Annotated in this window: 18 protein-coding genes; 7 read left to right on the top strand and 11 right to left on the bottom strand. The window is 55.2% G+C overall.

Features of this window, described 5'->3' with window-relative positions; all coding sequences use genetic code 11:
• Positions 1-83 precede the first annotated feature (83 nt).
• The 3 genes from ybiJ to mcbA form a co-directional block, all read right to left on the bottom strand.
• Positions 84-344 carry a DUF1471 family protein YbiJ gene (ybiJ, locus tag ACOTXC_RS12995; RefSeq protein ID WP_003858474.1) on the bottom strand — a complete coding sequence of 87 codons (261 nt, stop codon included), beginning with the start codon at positions 342-344 and terminating at the stop codon, positions 84-86.
• A 285-nt stretch (positions 345-629) separates the two neighbouring features.
• Complete coding sequence (locus tag ACOTXC_RS12990) at positions 630-896, bottom strand: DksA/TraR family C4-type zinc finger protein (RefSeq protein WP_022647518.1); 267 nt, start codon at positions 894-896, stop codon at positions 630-632.
• Between the two features lie 117 nt (positions 897-1,013).
• Positions 1,014-1,277 carry a DUF1471 family periplasmic protein McbA gene (gene mcbA, locus ACOTXC_RS12985; RefSeq protein ID WP_022647519.1) on the bottom strand — a complete coding sequence of 88 codons (264 nt, stop codon included), beginning with the start codon at positions 1,275-1,277 and terminating at the stop codon, positions 1,014-1,016.
• 242 nt (positions 1,278-1,519) lie between these two features.
• On the opposite strand from mcbA, the gene rlmF reads away from it, so the two are divergent.
• Positions 1,520-2,431 carry a 23S rRNA (adenine(1618)-N(6))-methyltransferase RlmF gene (gene rlmF / locus ACOTXC_RS12980; RefSeq protein ID WP_023305741.1) on the top strand — a complete coding sequence of 304 codons (912 nt, stop codon included), beginning with the start codon at positions 1,520-1,522 and terminating at the stop codon, positions 2,429-2,431.
• Positions 2,432-2,474: 43 nt separating this feature from the next.
• Here rlmF and ybiO read toward each other — a convergent pair whose 3' ends face one another.
• The 6 genes from ybiO to rhtA form a co-directional block, all read right to left on the bottom strand.
• Positions 2,475-4,685 carry a mechanosensitive channel protein gene (gene ybiO, locus ACOTXC_RS12975; protein WP_038415723.1) on the bottom strand — a complete coding sequence of 737 codons (2,211 nt, stop codon included), beginning with the start codon at positions 4,683-4,685 and terminating at the stop codon, positions 2,475-2,477.
• A 120-nt stretch (positions 4,686-4,805) separates the two neighbouring features.
• Positions 4,806-5,528 (bottom strand): glutamine ABC transporter ATP-binding protein GlnQ, encoded by a 723-nt coding sequence (gene glnQ, locus ACOTXC_RS12970; RefSeq protein ID WP_022647522.1) that lies wholly within the window; start codon positions 5,526-5,528, stop codon positions 4,806-4,808.
• Positions 5,525-6,184 carry a glutamine ABC transporter permease GlnP gene (gene glnP / locus ACOTXC_RS12965; protein ID WP_010428919.1) on the bottom strand — a complete coding sequence of 220 codons (660 nt, stop codon included), beginning with the start codon at positions 6,182-6,184 and terminating at the stop codon, positions 5,525-5,527. The genes glnQ and glnP overlap by 4 nt, the downstream gene beginning before the upstream one ends.
• 93 nt (positions 6,185-6,277) lie before the next feature.
• Positions 6,278-7,021 (bottom strand): glutamine ABC transporter substrate-binding protein GlnH, encoded by a 744-nt coding sequence (gene glnH / locus ACOTXC_RS12960; protein ID WP_003858455.1) that lies wholly within the window; start codon positions 7,019-7,021, stop codon positions 6,278-6,280.
• 361 nt (positions 7,022-7,382) lie between these two features.
• On the bottom strand, positions 7,383-7,886 hold the full coding sequence (dps, locus tag ACOTXC_RS12955; protein ID WP_000100801.1) for a DNA starvation/stationary phase protection protein Dps: 504 nt from the start codon (positions 7,884-7,886) through the stop codon (positions 7,383-7,385).
• 298 nt (positions 7,887-8,184) lie between these two features.
• Complete coding sequence (rhtA, locus tag ACOTXC_RS12950) at positions 8,185-9,072, bottom strand: threonine/homoserine exporter RhtA (RefSeq protein WP_023305742.1); 888 nt, start codon at positions 9,070-9,072, stop codon at positions 8,185-8,187.
• 355 nt (positions 9,073-9,427) lie between these two features.
• Between rhtA and ompX the strand changes: the two genes are divergently transcribed.
• Positions 9,428-9,946 carry an outer membrane protein OmpX gene (gene ompX, locus ACOTXC_RS12945; protein ID WP_003858450.1) on the top strand — a complete coding sequence of 173 codons (519 nt, stop codon included), beginning with the start codon at positions 9,428-9,430 and terminating at the stop codon, positions 9,944-9,946.
• Positions 9,947-10,062: 116 nt separating this feature from the next.
• Here ompX and ACOTXC_RS12940 read toward each other — a convergent pair whose 3' ends face one another.
• Together ACOTXC_RS12940 and mntS are read right to left on the bottom strand one after the other, a co-directional pair.
• Complete coding sequence (locus tag ACOTXC_RS12940; RefSeq protein ID WP_023299649.1) at positions 10,063-11,646, bottom strand: phosphoethanolamine transferase; 1,584 nt, start codon at positions 11,644-11,646, stop codon at positions 10,063-10,065.
• Positions 11,647-11,915: 269 nt separating this feature from the next.
• Positions 11,916-12,044: a manganase accumulation protein MntS gene (gene mntS / locus ACOTXC_RS12935; protein ID WP_022647525.1), complete on the bottom strand. Its 129-nt coding sequence runs from the start codon at positions 12,042-12,044 to the stop codon at positions 11,916-11,918.
• Between the two features lie 182 nt (positions 12,045-12,226).
• Here mntS and mntR point away from each other — a divergent pair, with 182 nt between their 5' ends.
• The 5 genes from mntR to ACOTXC_RS12910 all read left to right on the top strand — a co-directional run bounded on the left by mntR (position 12,227) and on the right by ACOTXC_RS12910 (position 18,093).
• Positions 12,227-12,700, top strand: a complete 474-nt coding sequence (mntR, locus tag ACOTXC_RS12930; RefSeq protein ID WP_022647526.1) for a manganese-binding transcriptional regulator MntR — start codon at positions 12,227-12,229, stop codon at positions 12,698-12,700.
• Positions 12,697-13,806 (top strand): anion transporter, encoded by a 1,110-nt coding sequence (locus ACOTXC_RS12925; protein WP_023299650.1) that lies wholly within the window; start codon positions 12,697-12,699, stop codon positions 13,804-13,806. The genes mntR and ACOTXC_RS12925 overlap by 4 nt, the downstream gene beginning before the upstream one ends.
• Positions 13,807-13,907: 101 nt before the next feature.
• A complete protein-coding gene (locus ACOTXC_RS12920) occupies positions 13,908-15,002 on the top strand; it encodes an HlyD family secretion protein (RefSeq protein ID WP_319853727.1) in 1,095 nt (364 codons plus the stop codon).
• On the top strand, positions 14,999-16,570 hold the full coding sequence (locus tag ACOTXC_RS12915) for a DHA2 family efflux MFS transporter permease subunit (protein ID WP_022647529.1): 1,572 nt from the start codon (positions 14,999-15,001) through the stop codon (positions 16,568-16,570). The genes ACOTXC_RS12920 and ACOTXC_RS12915 overlap by 4 nt, the downstream gene beginning before the upstream one ends.
• Entirely contained in the window at positions 16,570-18,093 is a 1,524-nt protein-coding gene (locus ACOTXC_RS12910) for an efflux transporter outer membrane subunit (RefSeq protein ID WP_058646137.1), read from the top strand. The genes ACOTXC_RS12915 and ACOTXC_RS12910 overlap by 1 nt, the downstream gene beginning before the upstream one ends.
• The last annotated feature ends 39 nt before the right edge of the window (positions 18,094-18,132 follow it).

Below are 18,132 nucleotides of genomic sequence, written 5' to 3'. Positions count from 1 at the left end.
AACAAGGGTAACAACAACAGGGTCAATGAGGGTTGGAGCATCTCACCAGAGGGTATGGCGAGGGTGGAGCATAATTTGTTCGATTACTTGTAGATAACCGCAGTACCGCTCAGTTTGTTATTACCGTTAGTGGAAGTGATGGTGTATCCACTTGCGCCCGCGGCGGCAGCTTTTTCAGCCAGTTTTGCTTCCAGACCGTCCAGCGTGGTCGCGCCTTCAGCACTCACCACACCGATTTTGTTCAGATCCTGTGCCTGAGTAGAGGAGACTGGCTCTACAGCGAAAGCGCCGAAAGACAGAGCGGACAGGGCAACAGCGGCAACAGCATATTTGATGGTTTTCATGGATCAATTCTCGCAGGTTATTCTGTTAAGGGGACGATGTTCCGTCGATGTGATAAGTATCACGCTTTTTAGCGGAAGATAAAATCGAAGAGAATTGACGTGGTTGGTCAAAAAAATTGAATGACAAATAACTTATTGATTATTAATAAAATCAGAAGCGCAATTGACACTTCTTGCGGATACGCTTTACAGACACAATCAGAAGGGCACGTTTTGCTACGCGCTTCGCTGAAAGTCGTGAGCGTAAAGTAAACTGTTGGTGCGGTTAACTACGGTAAAGGAAAGTCAACGTAACTGGCTGTCTTTCGATCCTCTACGATTATATCCTGAATGTGAAGCATTTTTTGAATCTTTCTCCTGCTGACAGGTGATGCAAAGCCGTACTCCGGGAATGGCTTTACGTCGTGCCTCAGGAATGGGATCCCCGCACTCTTCGCATTCCGTCAAACTTTCGCCGCGCGGAATTTCACCGCGAGCACGCGCAACCGCATCTTCAATGGTACTGTTGATCTGTTCGTTAACGGCGTCGTCATTCGCCCAGCCGGAAGCCATGATGTTCTCCTGAAAGGGTCAAGTCATGCATTTAATATGGGGTGAAAAAACGCACAGTCAAGGCGCAGGCAGAGAGAACTGCATCTGCCGGGCAGATGCAGTTTGGAAGGCGGTAAGTTATTTATAGATAGTCGCTGTACCGTACATATGGTTATCGCCACCGGCGGCGTTCACCACGAAGCCTTTAGCGCCTTCCTGACGGGCTTTTTCGGCCAGCTTGTCCTGAAGGTCATCAAGGTTGCTTGCCCGGCTGACAGAGACCGTCCCAGCCGCGCGTAGCTGGCTGGTGTCGGTACTGTCGGTCAGAGGTTGAACGGACAAGGCAGAGAACGATGCGCCTGCCAGCGCACCCGCAATAATAAAGGTCAGATACTTTTTCATAATCACATCCTCAGGGGAAACAACAGGTGATTCCTGTTAAGTTTAGAAGCCTGATACGTGTAAATTAGCGCAAAAATTTGATGATGATCTGCTTATTTTTTGAACGATAAATTCTGACAATTTGTTGACAGATCATAGACATACAGGTCGCTGATTTTTGTCGTTTTTTTGTGCGACTCAGACAGATATTTACCCCCGTGCCGTCACAGGGTATCTTACGCGGCTGTTTAAAGGAGAATGCCATGACTTCCCACAAGCCGGGATTGCACCCGCGTAACCGCCACCGTAGCCGCTACGATATGAAAGCCCTGTGTCTGAGCTGCCCTGAATTGCAGGGTTTTATCGTTCAGACACCAGCCGGTGAACCGTCGGTAAACTTTGCCGATCCGCTGGCGGTTAAAACGCTGAACAAAGCGCTGCTGGCCCATTTTTATGGTGTGACGCACTGGGACATCCCTGATGGCTTTCTCTGCCCGCCGGTCCCGGGCCGTGCGGATTACGTCCATCATCTTGCCGATCTGCTGGCGGATGACCACGATGGCGTAGTGCCGAAACAGGCTACCGTCCTTGATATCGGTACGGGCGCGAACCTGATCTACCCCCTGATAGGCGCACATGAGTACCAGTGGCGATTTACCGGCAGCGAGATCGGTGATGAGGCCTTCGCCAGCGCGCAGGCCATTATCAACGCTAACCCGGGGTTAAGCCGGGCCGTACGTCTGCGTCGTCAGAAGGATGCCGCTGCTATTTTCAACGGCATAATTCATAAGAACGAACAATATGATGCCACCCTGTGCAACCCGCCATTCCACGACTCCGCCGCGTCCGCGCGTGCGGGAAGTGAACGCAAGCGGCGTAACCTGGGCCAGGCCGAAGATGGCGCGCTGAACTTTGGCGGCCAGCAGCAGGAGCTGTGGTGCGAGGGCGGGGAAGTAGCCTTTATTCTGCGCATGATTGCCGAGAGTAAAGGCTTCGGTCGTCAGGTGAAATGGTTTACCACGCTGGTCTCTCGTGGCGATAACCTGCCGCCGCTTTACCGCGCGCTGACCGAAGCCGGCGCGGTGAAGGTGGTCAAAAAAGAGATGGCGCAGGGTCAGAAGCAGAGCCGCTTTATTGCCTGGTCCTTTATGGACGATAACAAACGTCGCAAATAATCGTTTCTCGGGCCGGGTAAGGCGAAGCCGCCACCCGGCTCGGTTACAGCGTCGGCTCCTGCGGAGGGAGCAGCGAAGCGGGCGGCGACAATACCTGATACGTCTGCACCGGCGCTCTCACGTTCGCCAGATCGAAGTGTTTTTTCACCATGCTGTCCAGGGCAAAGCGCACCGTCCACTGTTTCAGCGGCTGGGTGGTGAACGACACGCGCAGGGTAAAGGCAGTGTTCGTCAGCCCGACGATGCCCGCAAACGACGGCTCACCAATTACCAGCCCGCGAATATCCTCCATCTCCATCAGTTCGCTCACCGCATCCCGCAGCGCCTGTTTCGCCTTATCTGCATCTTCGTGACGATCGACATCATAATTCGCCACCACCGAACCAATGCCGCGCACAAAGTTGGCAAAGGTGGTGATCGATGACCACGGAATAATGTGGTACGCCCCGGTATCCTGACGTACGCCGACGGAGCGAATGGACATCCTCTCCACCGTGCCGGTGAGCGGTCCGATGGTCACCAGATCCCCGGTGTTCATCCCGTTCTCAAACTGGATAAAAATGCCGGTGATAATATCCTTCACCAGCGTCTGCGAACCAAAGGAGATCGCCAGTCCCAGGGCACCGGCACCCGCCAGCAGTGGGGCGATATTTACGCCGATTTCCGACAACACAATCATGATGGTAATGGTGCTAATGATCACCGCCAGCGCGTTGCGGAACAGCGTCAGCAGTGTGCGGGCGCGGGCGCTTGGCAGGGGCCTGCCGTGGACATCCGACACCAGACGGTTTTCGATAAGGCTTGCCAGCAGCGTCCAGCCGACGGCGGAGAAGAACAGGATCAGCGCGATACGAATAAGAATATCGACGGTCTTTTCCCCGGCGCCGTTATGCAGCCAGTTCCAGAAATCAAACAGTCCCCACGCATTCAGCAGCAGCATAATTGCCACGCAGACCGTCAAAATACGCGCCACCTTCAGCGACACCGATGTCCAGCCATTTACCCGTTTTTGCAGCTCGGGGTAATTACGCTGAACCTGCGGCGACAGGGTGATCGTCTTCGACAGCCAGCGGGAGAGCAGGCCAGAAACAAAGGCCGCGATGCCGATAATCGCCAGGCTTTTGAACGTCGCCCCCATCATAAATTTCAGGCTGTTGCCCGGATCGAACAGCGAGAAGAAACACAGCACAATAAAATAGGCGCTGGCCAGCCAGTGCCACACCAGCGCAAAGGCGCGAATAAAGAGGCTGAAAAAGGAGAGGGAGCGATCGGCCAGGTGAAGCAGACTGTCGGTGATCGCTTTTTTATTGTGGAAGATGAGGTACAGCGCCCAGACGGTAATACAGAGCATGATCAGCACGTTCGCCAGGGCCCCGAACTGCACGTTAACCTGGTTGGAAATAATCGGGACGGCGACCAGCAGGCCATAGCCGATCAACCCGCTCAGCACGCTGAGCCGAACCGCCCAGTATTTGGCGCTCCGATCCGAAATGGCGAACGGGCGAAGTTCCGGCACGCGCGGACAGAATATTAACCGCAGGAGCGCCTTAAAGAACTCGATCAGGGCAAAGGCGTTCAGGAACAGCCCCTGCTGAAAGGCGATGGTTTTGTTCCCGGTATTAAGACGGTCGGCCAGCATCTGGCCGACAAACAGCGTCAGCGCCAGCAGCAGCAAATCGATGATAAAGGCCCCGGTAATCATTGCCGGAAGATGCAGCCAGCTGCTTTTATGCTGATTCTTTTTACGTCCCCAGTGGCCCATCTTCCGGTAAAGCGGCCAGACAGACAGGCGCAACAGCCAGTAAAAAATGAATACCGCGGCGGCCAGAATAGAAAACTGGGTCGCGGCTGCAGAAAAGGTGTGGGGATTAAAAGGCTTATGCGAGGTGCCAACAAGGTTGCGATAGAGCTGGGCAAAACGCGACGACAGGGCTTCCCCGTAGCGGCGACTGATATCGGTGACGTTTTCCAGTACCGTCTTTTCGTCTTCGACTTCCGGCGGCGCGATAGTCGGAACCGGATCCTGAGGCGGTGTGGCGGCCACTTTCCTCAGCTGATCGATAAGCTCCTGCCGGGACGTGTCGTTCTCAAGCACGTCGGCAAGTGCGCTGTAAGCGGCTTTTTTCTTTTCAGCGTCGGGTTCTGGCGGCGCATTTTGCTGGGTGGCGGTGGCTCCGGTGGTGACGCCGGGAATGGTTACAGCAAGTGATGGCGCGCTAAACAGGGTAAACAGTAGCAACAGGATCCACGGCACGGCGTCCTCCGACAAAAATATCGTGCAAAATGATAAGTATAGAGCGCGCGGAGCGGAGGGGAGTTTTTGGGAACAATCCGGCATAAAAAAGCCGGGCATGCCCGGCTCTGTGTATGGCTATCAGGAGACGTGTTGCAGGAACTCCTGGAGGCGCTGGCTCGGTGGGTTCGCAATCAGCGCCTGCGGATTACCGTCTTCCGCGATGCGGCCCTTATCAATGAAGATCAGACGGGACGCCACTTTTTCGGCAAAGCCGATTTCGTGGGTAACGATCACCATCGTCATGCCTTCTTCTGCCAGATCCTGCATCACTTTCAACACCTCGTGACGCAGCTCCGGGTCGAGTGCGGAGGTTGGCTCATCAAACAGCATCATCTTTGGCTTCACCGCCAGCGCACGGGCAATGGCCACGCGCTGCTGCTGGCCACCGGACAGCTCGGAAGGATAGTGGTGGGCACGCTCCGCTAGACCCACTTTCGCCAGCAGATCTTTTGCCAGCGTTTCTGCCGCCGCTTTGCTGGCCCCACGCACGCGCAAAGGACCGAACATCACGTTTTCCAGCGCCGTCAGGTGCGGGAACAGGTAGAACTGCTGGAACACCATGCCCGCTTCCTGGCGGATCAGGCGCTCGTCCACTTTCGGATCGTTCACCTTCAGACCATCGACGATCAAATCGCCGCTGGTGATCTCCTCGAGCTTGTTAATGCAGCGCAGCAGGGTGGATTTTCCGGAACCCGACGGCCCGATGATCACCACCACTTCACCCTGCCTGATGTTCAAATCGATATTGTGCAGCACCTGGGTTGGACCAAAGTGCTTGGAAACATTTTTAAATTCAATCACAGGATTTTCATCCTTCTTTCAAGACGACGCAGAACAAAGCTCAGGACAAGCGTGATAATCAGGTAGACAACGGCGACCGCACTCCAGATTTCCAGGGCGCGGAAGTTACCCGCGATGATCTCCTGGCCCTGACGGGTCAGCTCGGCCACGCCGATAACAATAAACAGCGAGGTGTCTTTAATGCTGATGATCCACTGGTTGCCCAGCGGCGGCAGCATGCGGCGCAGCGCCAGCGGCAGGATCACGTGACGGATCGTTTCGCGACGGGAAAGACCTAACGCCAGGCCAGCTTCGCTGAAGCCTTTATGAATCGACAGCACCGCACCGCGGGTGATTTCCGCAATGTAGGCGCCGGAGTTGATCATAATGGTGACGACAGCTGCGCTGAACGGGTCAATGCGCAGATCGTTGAAGGCCATCGGCAGGGCGAAGTAGATAAACATGACCTGCACCACAATGGGGGTGCCGCGGATCACTTCGATGAAAACCAGTGCGATGTGGTTTGCAATCCAGCCGCCGTAGGTGCGGGCGAAACCGGCCACCAGACCGATAATTAACCCGCCAACCAGACCGAGGACCGAAATCCACAAGGTCATTTTAGCGCCTTCAAGCAAGAGAGGAATGGCAGGCCAGATGGCGCTCCAGTCAAACTGCATGATGTATTCCTGTATACCGTGGTGAAAAACGAAAAACGTAGGCCCGGTAAGCGGTAGCGCCACCGGGCGTTACAAACCTGAAGTCAGGTGAAATTATTTAGGCTCGGTACCGAACCATTTTTTGTAGATTTCGTTATAGGTGCCGTTCTCTTTCAGGGTTTTCAGCGCGCCGTTAACTTTATTACGCAGGTCGTCGCTGCCTTTCGGGAACGCAATACCGTACTGCTGAGCTTCCAGAGAATCACCTACCGCTTTGAACTTGCCGTTACCGGCGGTTTTGATGAAGTAAAGGATGTTAGGCGTGTCGTGCAGCACCGCGTCTGCGCGGTTGGTGCCCAGTTCCATGTAAGCGTTGTCGATGTTCGGGAACTGACGCAGGTCTTTGGTTTTGATATTGGCTTTCGCGTAATCAACGGAACCGGTGCCGCTCTTCACGGCGACCACTTTACCGTCGAGATCTTTCACGCTTTTCACGTCGTTGTTATCCGCTTTCACCATCACCAGCAGGCCGCTTTTGTAGTAGCCATCAGAGAAATCGATAGCTTTCTTACGCTCTTCGGTAATGGTGATGCCCGCCAGCGCCAGGTCAACGTTTTTGGTTTGCAGTGCCGGGATAATGCCGCTGAAATCCATTGGCTTCAGGGTGTAATCCAGTTTGAGTTCTTTTGCGACAGCGGCCCACAGATCAACGTCAAAACCAACGTATTTATCACCCTGTTTGAATTCAAACGGTACGAACGCCGTGTCAGTCGCCACAACCAGTTTGTCGGCAGCCTGCGAGGACACCGCAAACGCCAGGGTAAGTGCAGCCAGTGAAACTTTTAATACAGACTTCATAGCATTTCCTTTTATATCCACGGGGCGATCCCCTGCGAGAACCTCAGGCACAATGAAAAAATCGTGCCAGTTTTACAAGCTGTTGTTTTGCAAAGGGGATAATGTCACGCATTGCACAAAAAGCGTGGCAATTCTGTCAGGTTGCACCAGAATGGAGCACCGTTTTGGTGCGCTTCGTTAAGGTCTTCTGACAGGGGGATATTTAGCGCAGAATCTGACGAAAAAACAATCTTCCGTTAACGGTTGTGTGAGGTGATTATTACATTTTATTCACTTTTGCGGCCGTTGCGGACAAAAGTGTGCACCATAAATGTGCAAAACCCCCGCCAGGGGCGAGGGTTATTCAGACAATCCGCAGGGATTATTCGATGTTTGACTCAATGAACCACAGGAACTGATCCAGGTCGCGTGACGCGGCAGTGAAGATATCAGCGGTGTCTTCATCTTTTGCTTCGCCAATCGCTTTACGAACATCGTTCGCGACAATCGCATAACGGTCTGCCAGCTCTTTCAGGTGATCCTGAACGGTATGGATATCCAGCGGATAGCTTTTCAGTGGCGTTTTGCTGTTGATCACCTGCGTGGTACCCAGAGCCACACCGCCCAGCTGTACGGCGCGTTCGGCCATGGTATCCAGATGAGTCACCAGTGCTGTGCGGAAGCCATCCAGCATTTCATGAACGGCAATAAAGTTTGCACCGCGCATATTCCAGTGGGCCTGTTTGGTGATCAGCGAAAGATCGATGAACTGGACCACCTGGCGATTCAGCAGCTCAATGGTCGCTTTTTTATCGCTATCCGATACATCGTTACGGGTATAAAGCAGATTAGACGCTTTCGTTTTCACCAGTTTAGCGGTACTCATAATCTCATATCCTCTTGATGTTTGTGTCCCAGGTAATTACGGGATTAAGTATAGCACCGGATTTTTTCTCTGCGGTTTGGCGCTGCCTATCGGTTTAATAGCGAAAGGATGGTTGAAGTTTTAACTTAATGATTTTAAAGTTTTTTATATAAATTGATGCAGATCAATCTTAATTCGTTAAGTGACAAGGCGGGCAGGTGAAATATTTTGGCAATATAAGAGAGTTTGTAAGAAATTATTTGAAGGGCTGACGAGACCTATATTCTGCATGGCCGGTATGCCATGCAGAATTTAAGGGCTAGTTGAGGTCAATCTTATGTACTTTTGGTTCCGGGCGCATGGTCAATGTAGAGCCCATTGACGCCGCGATAATGGAACAGAGCGCCAGCGTCTGCACCAGTGTCAGGGTTTCGCCGAGGAACATCATTCCAGAGATGGCAGCCAGCGCGGGCTCCATGCTCATGAGCGTACCAAAAATACGCGTAGGCAGACGCGTCAGGGCGATCATCTCCAGAGAGTAGGGCAGCGCCGTGGAAAGAATGGCGACCGCCAGCCCAACCGGCAGGATTGACCACTGCCATATTGAGTCCGTTGCTTGTGCCATGCCGATCGGGACAAAGATAACCGCGGCAATCAGCGAGCCTAAGGCGACCGTCGCGGGGCCGTGCTCTTCGCCCGCACGCTGGCCAGTGAGAATATACACCGCCCAGCACGCCCCTGCGCCCAGCGCCAGAGCGGCCCCTGTCAAATCGATTTGTGAAACGCTTTGGCCGAGCGGCAGAAGGAACCATAGCCCCAGCACGGCCAGTATGACCCAGATAAAGTCTACCGGGCGACGAGAAGAAAAGAGGGCAACCGCCAGCGGGCCGGTAAATTCAAGCGCGACCGCGATCCCCAGCGGGATAGTCTGAATAGAGAGGTAGAACATGTAATTCATCCCTCCCAGCGCCAGCCCATAAAAAAGCAGAGGCAGTCGCTGCTCCTTTTTAAACCGTAGCCGCCAGGGTTTAAAGACAACCACGAGGATCAGGGTGCCTAATGCGATACGCAGCGCCGTGACGCCGGGCGCACCAATCAGCGGAAACAGCGATTTTGCCAGCGACGCGCCGCTTTGTATGGACATCATCGCGATAAGTATGACTGCCACCGGCATCCAGACCGACGATTTACGAGGTAAACCTGGCATCCTTTCTCCTGTCAATTTTTGTCAAAAGAGGTAAAAGTCGCAGTGTAATGGAAATAACCTGCAACGGTTGAGCTACTGTTGAAAAAAAATCCAGGGAAAATCCGTAAAATGAGAAAACGTTGCTGATTTTATCGCCTGAAAGATTAGGAATAATCTGGATGAACTAAATGGCGATGACGCGCACTATTAGCATTTACAGGTGAAAATCTGGAGTTATTTGAACGAGATAGCTGGTGCTGGAAATGTTCTGTTACAGGAAAGGTCGCATTAGACATCGTGAATGACAAAGAGTTTCACAGATTTTTTTGATATATTTAAAACTTACGGACTTACTTGAAGCACATTTGAGGTGGTTATGAAAAAAATTGCATGTCTTTCAGCACTGGCAGCTGTTCTGGCTGTTTCCGCAGGTACCGCTGTAGCGGCAACTTCTACTGTAACTGGTGGTTACGCTCAGAGCGATATGCAGGGCGTGATGAACAAAACCAACGGTTTCAACCTGAAGTACCGTTACGAGCAAGACAACAACCCGCTGGGTGTGATCGGTTCTTTCACTTACACCGAGAAAGATCGTACTGAAAATGGCTCTTACAATAAAGGTCAGTACTACGGCATCACCGCGGGTCCTGCTTACCGCCTGAATGACTGGGCAAGCATCTACGGTGTTGTAGGTGTTGGCTACGGTAAATTCCAGCAGACCGAAAACCAGGGTCTGAACCGTACTGCAAGCAACAGCGACTACGGTTTCTCCTATGGCGCAGGTATGCAGTTCAACCCGATCGAAAACGTTGCTCTGGACTTCTCCTATGAGCAGAGCCGTATCCGCAACGTTGACGTTGGCACCTGGATCGCGGGCGTAGGTTACCGCTTCTAATCACTTCGGTGAGCCAGTAAAAAATCCGCCCAATGTGGCGGATTTTTTTTGTTTGTACCCTCTCCCCGTGGGAGAGGGCCAGGGTGAGGGCATCAGCCTGCACGAGACGGCAGAGATCACTTACTCTTAATATCGAAAATATCCGTCCCCAGATGGTTATAGTCAACTTTCTGTAACCTGAAGTTGGTAATGTAAACTGGCGGGCCCTTCTTCCCGGAGATAAACGGGTAATCATTTTTTATCTCTTTCGCCTTAATCCCCGTCCACTGTGAGAAGAATTTCAGGAAATCGTTCGCGGAACGGCGCGCTTTGATGATGCGATGCGTTTTGTCATCACTCGACAGCACCATAAACGGTACCTGGAAGTTCTGCTGAAACTTGTCATCGTGGGCCAGATACTGCACCTCTTTACCGCGCTCCTTAAACGCCAGACCGTGGTCAGAGAAATAGACCATCGAGAAGCTATCGCCGCTGTTGCGCAGCTGCGCGTACAGCTTGCTGAGCAGATCGTCGGTTTGCGTCATGGTGTACAGATAACACGAGGTCTCTTTGGATTGCACAAACTCCGCATATTTTCCCCCGGTACGATCGCATGCCTGCGGGTGTGACCCCATCAGGTGCAGGACGATCAGCTGCGGCTGGGTGCGCTGAGTGGCAAAGACCTGCGCGGTCATTTTTAGCAACGCTTCATCTTTTGTGTTTTTATCGGCTTCGAAATCACCGCTTTTCAGGAACTGTACCTCGTCGGCACGCTTCGCGATGCTGGCAATGGCGGTATCATACTCGCCGATCTGCCCCTGGTTGGAGAACCACCACGTCTGAAAACCTGCCCGGTTGGCCAGGGTGACAAAATTATCCTGAAACTGCGGTTTTCCATCCACGACACGGTTGAGCGTCAGACCGAGAGATTTCTGCGTCGAACCGCTGGCCGCCACGTAATCGGTAAACAGCGTACCGTTGACGGAGCTGGCAAACGGCGTGTTATCCCAGTGACCGCCAAACGCGCCGAGCGCATCGCGACGCGCGCTTTCACCGATCACCACCACATAGGTGTGATACTTCGGTTTCACCGCCAGCACGTTCCAGGTATCTTTCATGGTGGAAAGCTCGGCCATACGCGCCTGCTCGTCGAGCACTTCCTCGTTATTCACTACCACGTCTTTAACGAAGCGAAACACCGGATACCCGGTATCTTTAAGCTTAAACACGCCGCCCCAGGCCAGATTTTGTACCGGCGCAACAAAAAGCGTCACTACGCTAAAGGCCAGGCACAGGCTTTCAATTTTACCCCATGTTTTTTTCCCGACCTGCTTACGGCGAACCGCAATCACGCCGAGAGCAAAAATGAAAAGGCCAACCACGTAGTTGTACCACGGGAAGATCGTCAGGATCTCTGTAGACTCTTCCATATTGGTGGAGTGGAGCGCCAGCAGGGTATTAAAGTTCGGCGCGCCATAGGCCTGGCCGAACGGGAAATAGGCGGCAGCCACCAGAGAACAGATCCCGATAAGCACTTTCTGCATGCGCGGTGCGCTTCGCCATAGCAGGTGAAGAATGCAGGTGAACCCGACGGCATAAAGCAGGCTAAAGGGGTAGCCAAGAGCAAAGTTAATCAACAGCGATTGCAAAAAATAGAATCCCGTCCACGGGCTTAGGGCCCGGCTGCGGGTAACAAGTGTATCAATCAGGGTTACGTTCATAGATCACTATCACGAAAACGCCATGTGCTCACCCTGGCGTCAAGGGTCAAAGCCTGCCGGACAGTGCGTGGAAAGGGAATGGAGGTCCGCTTCAGCGAAGCCGCAAATTGTGCAGGGCTGCAAGAAGATAGTGCGAGCGTGAATCAAGGTCAACAGTTGCTAAACAGATGTTTTGCGAAGGGGGCTGCAAATCCGCAAAAATAATCAGGAAAAAGCGAGTTTACAACGAAAGTGTGACAGGAAAATGAAGCGGCGTGCCGCGACGCCGCTTAGTGAGAAGATTTGTCGTCCTGATGCGGTTTGGCGTTAAACATATCGCACAGCATGTTCAACAGCATTAGACGCACTTTAAAAGGAGAGTGGGTAAACACGTTCATACACCTCTTGAATTCATTCATAAGACCTCCTGATTCATGATCCCTTCGATCCGTGAAGGGTGACTGCATTACATACAGATATAGCACAGGCTATATTGTATAGCTATGGCTAATTCGTTAATTTTTTGTGCTTGTAGAGCTATGGTTTACAATGTGCGCTCCGTTACAGGGCGCTGGAAGCGTCAACCCATTGAGGAAGCACAATGAACCGTCGCGCAGGTAAGCCAACAACAAAAAAAACGACGCAACTGGTGAACGTTGAAGAGCATGTGGAAGGCTTCCGTCAGGTGCGTGAGGCGCACCGCCGGGAGCTGATTGATGATTATGTCGAACTGATCTCCGATCTGATTCGTGAAGTTGGAGAAGCGCGCCAGGTGGATATGGCCGCACGCCTGGGGGTGTCGCAGCCAACCGTTGCCAAAATGTTAAAACGTCTGGCGTCGGTCGGGCTGATCGAGATGATCCCCTGGCGCGGGGTGTTTCTCACCGCTGAAGGCGAAAAGCTGGCGCAGGAGAGCCGCGAGCGCCATCAGATCGTCGAGAATTTTTTACTGGTGCTGGGCGTCAGCCCGGAAATTGCCCGTCGGGATGCCGAAGGTATGGAACACCACGTCAGCGAAGAGACGCTGGTGAAGTTCCGCGAATTTACGCTCAAATATGGCCCCGCCGCTGAATGAACATCCCCGGCTTGCAGGCCCTGAAACGCGATCGTTTTTTCCATCTTTTACTTATCACTGGCGTTGGGCTCAGCGTCTTTGTGCCCTTCACGCCGCACACCTGGCCGGCGGCCATAGACTGGCGCACCATTATTACCCTGAGCGGTTTGATGATGCTCACCAAAGGCGTGGAGCTGAGCGGCTATTTTGACGTGCTGGGGCGCAAAATGGTGCGCCGCTTCGCCACCGAGCGCAAACTGGCTCTGTTCATGGTCTTTTCGGCGGCGCTGCTGTCGACGTTCCTCACTAATGACGTAGCGCTGTTTATCGTGGTGCCGCTTACGCTCACGCTGCGTAAGCTGTGCGAAATACCGGTTACCCGTCTGATTATCTTTGAAGCGCTGGCCGTCAATGCAGGCTCGCTGCTCACGCCGATCGGTAACCCGCAGAACATTCTGCTGTGGGGACGCTCCGGCCTGTCGTTTACCGCATTTACCTGGCAGATGGCGCCGCTGGCGCTGGCGATCGTGGCGACGCTGCTGGTGGTGGGCTGGTTTGCTTTCCCGAATAAATCGTTGCAGTACCACAGCGGTACCACCGGCCCCCAGTGGCAGCCGCGTCTCGTCTGGAGCTGCCTGGGACTGTATATCGTTTTCATTACCGCGCTGGAGTTAAACCAGGCGCTGGCGGGCGCGCTGCTGGTGGCGTGTGGCTTCCTGTTCCTCGCCCGGCGGGTGCTGGTGAGTGTTGACTGGACGCTGCTGCTGGTGTTTATGGCGATGTTTATTGACGTGCATCTGCTGATCCAGCTCCCGGTATTGCAGACCGTTCTCCATAGCGTCAGCGGTCTGTCGCAACCGGGACTATGGCTGACGGCGATTGGTCTCTCGCAGGTGATCAGTAACGTGCCGTCCACCATTTTGCTGCTTAACTATGTTCCCCCAACGGTTCTGCTGGCGTGGGCGGTCAACGTCGGCGGCTTTGGGCTGCTGCCCGGCTCGCTGGCCAACCTCATCGCCCTGCGGATGGCCAACGATCGCCGCATCTGGTGGCGCTTCCATTTATGGTCAATCCCAATGCTGCTCTGGTCTGCGGCGGTCGGTTTCGGACTATTCCTTCTCATATAGTGCGCAATTTGTCAGTTTTTCCTGGCAAATGTATAGCAACGTCCTAGCTTTAGTGAACGGCATAGTGTGATGCCGCTCACTGACAGGACCGTTGCTGAACTATGGCAGAAGATCAAAATCCACCTGCTGACGGGCAGGATCAAAACAATAACGAGCGCAAGCGCCCGGGCAAAAAACCGTTAATTATCCTTGGCATCGTGGTCATCGTGATGGTGATTGTGGCGCTGGTCTGGTGGTTTTTGACCCGTAACGAAGAGACCACCGACGACGCCTTCACCGACGGCGACGTAGTGACCATTGCCCCAAAAACGGCAGGCTACGTTACCGAACTTCGCGTGCGGGATAACCAGCGTGTAAAGAAAGGGGATGTGCTGGTGGTGATCGATCCGCGTGATACCACCGCCCAGCGCGATCAGGCTCAGGCCCAGCTTGGGCTGGCGGTTGCGCAGTTGCATCAGGCGCAGGCGCAGCTGGCGCTCTCGAAGGTGCAATATCCCGCCCAGCGCGATGAAGCCAAAGCCCAGGTACTGAAAGCCCAGGCGGATATGACCAACGCTCAGGCGGAGTACCGCCGTCAGCGCGGCGTTGACCCCCGCGCGACCACACAACAAAGCATCGATGCCGCGAACGCTCAACTGCGGAGTGCCCAGGCGGGTCTGGCCAGCGCGCAGGCGCAGCTGGAGGTGGCGGAGCAGGTCCAGCTGCAAATCCGCCAGCAGGAGACTAACGTCGAAGCCCGCGAACGGCAGGTCGATCAGGCCAGAGCGCAGTTGGAAACCGCCAACCTGAACCTCTCTTATACCGAAGTCCGCGCCCCGTTCGACGGTTTTGTCACCAAACGCAACGTCCAGCCTGGTACGCTGGTGCAGGCAGGCACGGCACTGTTCTCGCTGGTTTCCCCGAACGTGTGGGTGGTGGCGAACTTCAAGGAGTCGCAGCTTGAACGTATGAAGCCGGGCGACAAAGTGACCGTGTCCGTCGATGCCTGGCCGGATATGGCGCTCGAAGGCCATATTGACAGCATCCAGCAGGGCAGCGGCTCGCGCTTCTCCGCCTTCCCGTCGGAAAACGCCACCGGTAACTTTGTGAAGATCGTTCAGCGCGTGCCGGTGAAAATCGTCATTGATAAGGGGCTGGATCCGAACAAACCGCTGCCGCTGGGGCTGTCGGTTGAACCGAAGGTCACCGTGGAATGACGGACAGCAGCCACGAAAACTGGAAGCCCGCCAGTAACCCGTGGGCGGTGGCGATTGTGGTCACCCTGGCGGTGTTTATGGAAATTCTGGACACCACCATCGTCAACGTGGCGCTGCCCCACGTCGCGGGGTCGCTCTCGGCCAGCTATGACGAATCTACCTGGGTGCTCACCAGCTACCTGGTGGCGAACGGCATCGTGCTGCCGATCTCGGCCTTCCTGAGCCGGCTGTTTGGCCGCAAGCAGTTCTTCCTGATCTGCATTGTGATGTTCACCATCTGCTCGTTCCTGTGCGGCATCGCCACCGAGCTTTGGCAAATCATCCTGTTCCGTGTGATGCAGGGCTTTTTTGGCGGCGGGTTGCAGCCCACGCAGCAATCGGTGCTGCTTGATTACTTCAAGCCGGAGGACAGGGGCAAAGCCTTTGGCCTTTCATCCATTGCCATTATCGTCGCGCCGGTACTTGGCCCGACGCTGGGAGGCTGGATCACCGATAACTACTCCTGGCGCTGGGTGTTCTTTATCAATATTCCGGTAGGGATTGTTACGGTGCTGGCCATCTATCAGCTGCTGGAAGATCCGCCGTGGGAGAAAAAGTCGGAAGAGAAGCTCACCGTCGACTGGACGGGGATCGGCCTGATCGCTCTCGGACTTGGCTGTTTGCAGGTGATGCTCGACCGGGGCGAAGATGATGACTGGTTCTATTCGAACTTTATCCGCACCTTCGCGGTACTGACGCTGGTCGGCATTATCGGCGCGATCTACTGGCTGATGTATGCCAAAAAGCCGGTGGTGGATCTGCACTGTATGAAGGATCGCAACTTTGCGATCTCCAGCCTGCTGATGGCGGGGATGGCGATGATCCTGTACGGCAGTTCGGTGGTTATTCCGCAACTGGCGCAGCAGGATTTGGGCTATACCGCCACCTGGTCCGGGCTGGTGCTCTCGCCCGGCGCGGTGCTGATTGTGCTGACTATTCCGCTGGTACTGAAGCTGATGCCGGTGGTGCAGACGCGCTGGATCATCGCCTTCGGCTTTACCTGCCTGGCGGTGTCCTTCTTCTGGTCCCGGACGCTGACACCGGATATCGATTTCGAAACGCTGGTGCTGTTCCGCAGCGCCCAGTCGATTGGACTCGGGTTCCTGTTTGTGCCCCTCACCACCATCGCCTTTATCTCGATCCCGAGGCGGCTTAACGCCGACGCGGCGGCGCTGTTTACCATGTTCCGCAACGTGGCCGGCTCGATTGGGATTTCGCTCTCGACGGCGGCGATCACCGAGCGCTCGCAGGCGCACAGCGCGCATCTGGCTTACCACGCTTCGCCGTTTAATGAGCAGTTCCAGCTGGCGATACGCGAAAGCGCCCAGGCGATCCAGAACTTCACCACTCAGGTGGGCGATCCGACCGGCATTGCCACCGGGCGGATGTACCAGACCATGATCGAGCAGTCGCGCTTTCTGGCCTACATTGACGTCTTCACCATTCTGAGCGCGGTGGCCTTCTTACTGATTCCGTTTTGTTTGTTGCTCTCGCCGGTTAAGAGCGAGGGGAGTGCAGGAGCACACTGATGATACACAGACGTTTACACCCCCTGATGATAATGATGCTGCTGGTGGGCTGCGCCGTCGGGCCGGACTACCAACAGCCTGCACCGCCCGCCACCACGCACTGGAACGATAAGGGCGACGGCGCGGTGAAATCACAAACGTCCTCCGCCGCCACCAACCCGCGCTGGTGGAAAACCTTCGGCTCGCCGCAGCTCGACAGCCTGATTGAACGCGCCATCGCCGGAAATCTGACGCTACAGCAAACCGTATTACGCATTGCCGGCGCGCGCGAACAGATTAACCAGGCCGGCGGGGCGTTTTTCCCGTCGGTGAATGGCAATGTGCAGGCGACGCGCCAGCAGCTTGGGCTGGAAGGGGAGCTGAAATCCCACGGCGTGTATGACCAGCTGAATAATGTCGATCCGCAGCTGCGAAGCGCGTTAGGCCCGCTGACGCAGCCGATTAACCTCTATCAGGGCAGCTTCGACGCTCAGTGGGAAATCGACCTGTGGGGCAAGGTGCGCCGTCAGGTAGAAGCGGCCGAGGCGCAGCAGCGGGCGGCGATCGAGCAGCGTAACGATGCGCTGGTCTCGCTGGAAGCCGAAGTGGCGCGGGCGTGGCTACAGCTGCGAGGGGCGCAGAGCATCATTGCCACGCTTAATACGCAAATTGAAAGCGCGCAGCAGACGCTGGATCTGACCGAAAGCCGCCAGCGGGGCGGGCTGTCACCGCAGATGGACGTAGAAAACGCCCGGGCGCAGCTGGGCAATCTTGAAGCCCAATTGCCGCAGTATCAGGCGCAGGAACGCCAGGCGATGAACGGGCTGGCCATCCTGCTCGGCAAACCGCCGGGGGCGCTGGATGCCGAATTACAATCCGTGCAGCCGATGCCAGCGTTGCCGGATATTGTGCAAACCGGCATTCCGTCAACGCTGGCGCGTCGTCGCCCGGACGTGCGCGAAGCTGAGGCGAACCTCCATGCCGCTACGGCGCAAATTGGCGTCTCGGTAGCCGAACTGTTCCCAAGCTTCACCCTCTCCGGGCAGTTTGGCCTGCGTAACAGCGAATCCGGCTGGCTGACCGACTGGAGCAGCCACTTTTACAGCTTCGGTCCGCAGGTCTCCATCCCCATCTTCCAGGGCGGTCGGCTGGTCTCCAGCGTCAAGGTGGCCCGCGCACAGCAAGGGGCGGCGGTGCTGGACTATCGTCAGACGGTGCTGACGGCGCTCGGCGACGTTGAAAACGCGCTGGTGAGCTATCGCACTGACCAGCAGCGTGAGGCGGGCCTGGCGAAAACCATCGACGCGCTGCAAAACGCTTTTGATCTCGCCAGCGACAGCTACCGACAGGGGATCGCCAGTTTTATTGACGTGCTGGACGCCCAGCGTCAGCTCGCTCAGGCCGAACAGCAGCGGGCGCAGGCGCAGGTGCAGAGCGCGCTTGACCTGGTGGCGCTCTACAAAGCCCTCGGCGGCGGCTGGGAGCCGTATCAGCAGGTTCAGCTGCCAGACTACAGCGTCTTTGGCGATGCCCCGCGCGGATAGATTCAGAGGATTGGGCAAGAAACGGACAGGAACGCCACA

Source organism: Enterobacter cloacae complex sp. IR5428, from assembly GCF_049238585.1.
Taxonomy (GTDB): Bacteria; Pseudomonadota; Gammaproteobacteria; order Enterobacterales; family Enterobacteriaceae; genus Enterobacter; species Enterobacter intestinihominis.
The sequence above is the reverse complement of the archived record's forward strand: the minus strand, read 5'-3'. Positions and strand labels throughout refer to the sequence as shown.

Coding starts and splice junctions, on each gene's coding strand:
- dps (WP_000100801.1), bottom strand. CDS start 7,886: ATGAGTACCGCTAAACTGGTGAAAACGAAAGCGTCTAATCTGCTTTAT.
- mntR (WP_022647526.1), top strand. CDS start 12,227: ATGAACCGTCGCGCAGGTAAGCCAACAACAAAAAAAACGACGCAACTG.
- glnH (WP_003858455.1), bottom strand. CDS start 7,021: ATGAAGTCTGTATTAAAAGTTTCACTGGCTGCACTTACCCTGGCGTTT.
- rlmF (WP_023305741.1), top strand. CDS start 1,520: ATGACTTCCCACAAGCCGGGATTGCACCCGCGTAACCGCCACCGTAGC.
- ACOTXC_RS12910 (WP_058646137.1), top strand. CDS start 16,570: ATGATACACAGACGTTTACACCCCCTGATGATAATGATGCTGCTGGTG.
- mcbA (WP_022647519.1), bottom strand. CDS start 1,277: ATGAAAAAGTATCTGACCTTTATTATTGCGGGTGCGCTGGCAGGCGCA.
- ACOTXC_RS12940 (WP_023299649.1), bottom strand. CDS start 11,646: ATGAACGTAACCCTGATTGATACACTTGTTACCCGCAGCCGGGCCCTA.
- ompX (WP_003858450.1), top strand. CDS start 9,428: ATGAAAAAAATTGCATGTCTTTCAGCACTGGCAGCTGTTCTGGCTGTT.
- ACOTXC_RS12920 (WP_319853727.1), top strand. CDS start 13,908: ATGGCAGAAGATCAAAATCCACCTGCTGACGGGCAGGATCAAAACAAT.
- glnP (WP_010428919.1), bottom strand. CDS start 6,184: ATGCAGTTTGACTGGAGCGCCATCTGGCCTGCCATTCCTCTCTTGCTT.
- ACOTXC_RS12990 (WP_022647518.1), bottom strand. CDS start 896: ATGGCTTCCGGCTGGGCGAATGACGACGCCGTTAACGAACAGATCAAC.
- ACOTXC_RS12925 (WP_023299650.1), top strand. CDS start 12,697: ATGAACATCCCCGGCTTGCAGGCCCTGAAACGCGATCGTTTTTTCCAT.
- ACOTXC_RS12915 (WP_022647529.1), top strand. CDS start 14,999: ATGACGGACAGCAGCCACGAAAACTGGAAGCCCGCCAGTAACCCGTGG.
- mntS (WP_022647525.1), bottom strand. CDS start 12,044: ATGAATGAATTCAAGAGGTGTATGAACGTGTTTACCCACTCTCCTTTT.
- rhtA (WP_023305742.1), bottom strand. CDS start 9,072: ATGCCAGGTTTACCTCGTAAATCGTCGGTCTGGATGCCGGTGGCAGTC.
- ybiJ (WP_003858474.1), bottom strand. CDS start 344: ATGAAAACCATCAAATATGCTGTTGCCGCTGTTGCCCTGTCCGCTCTG.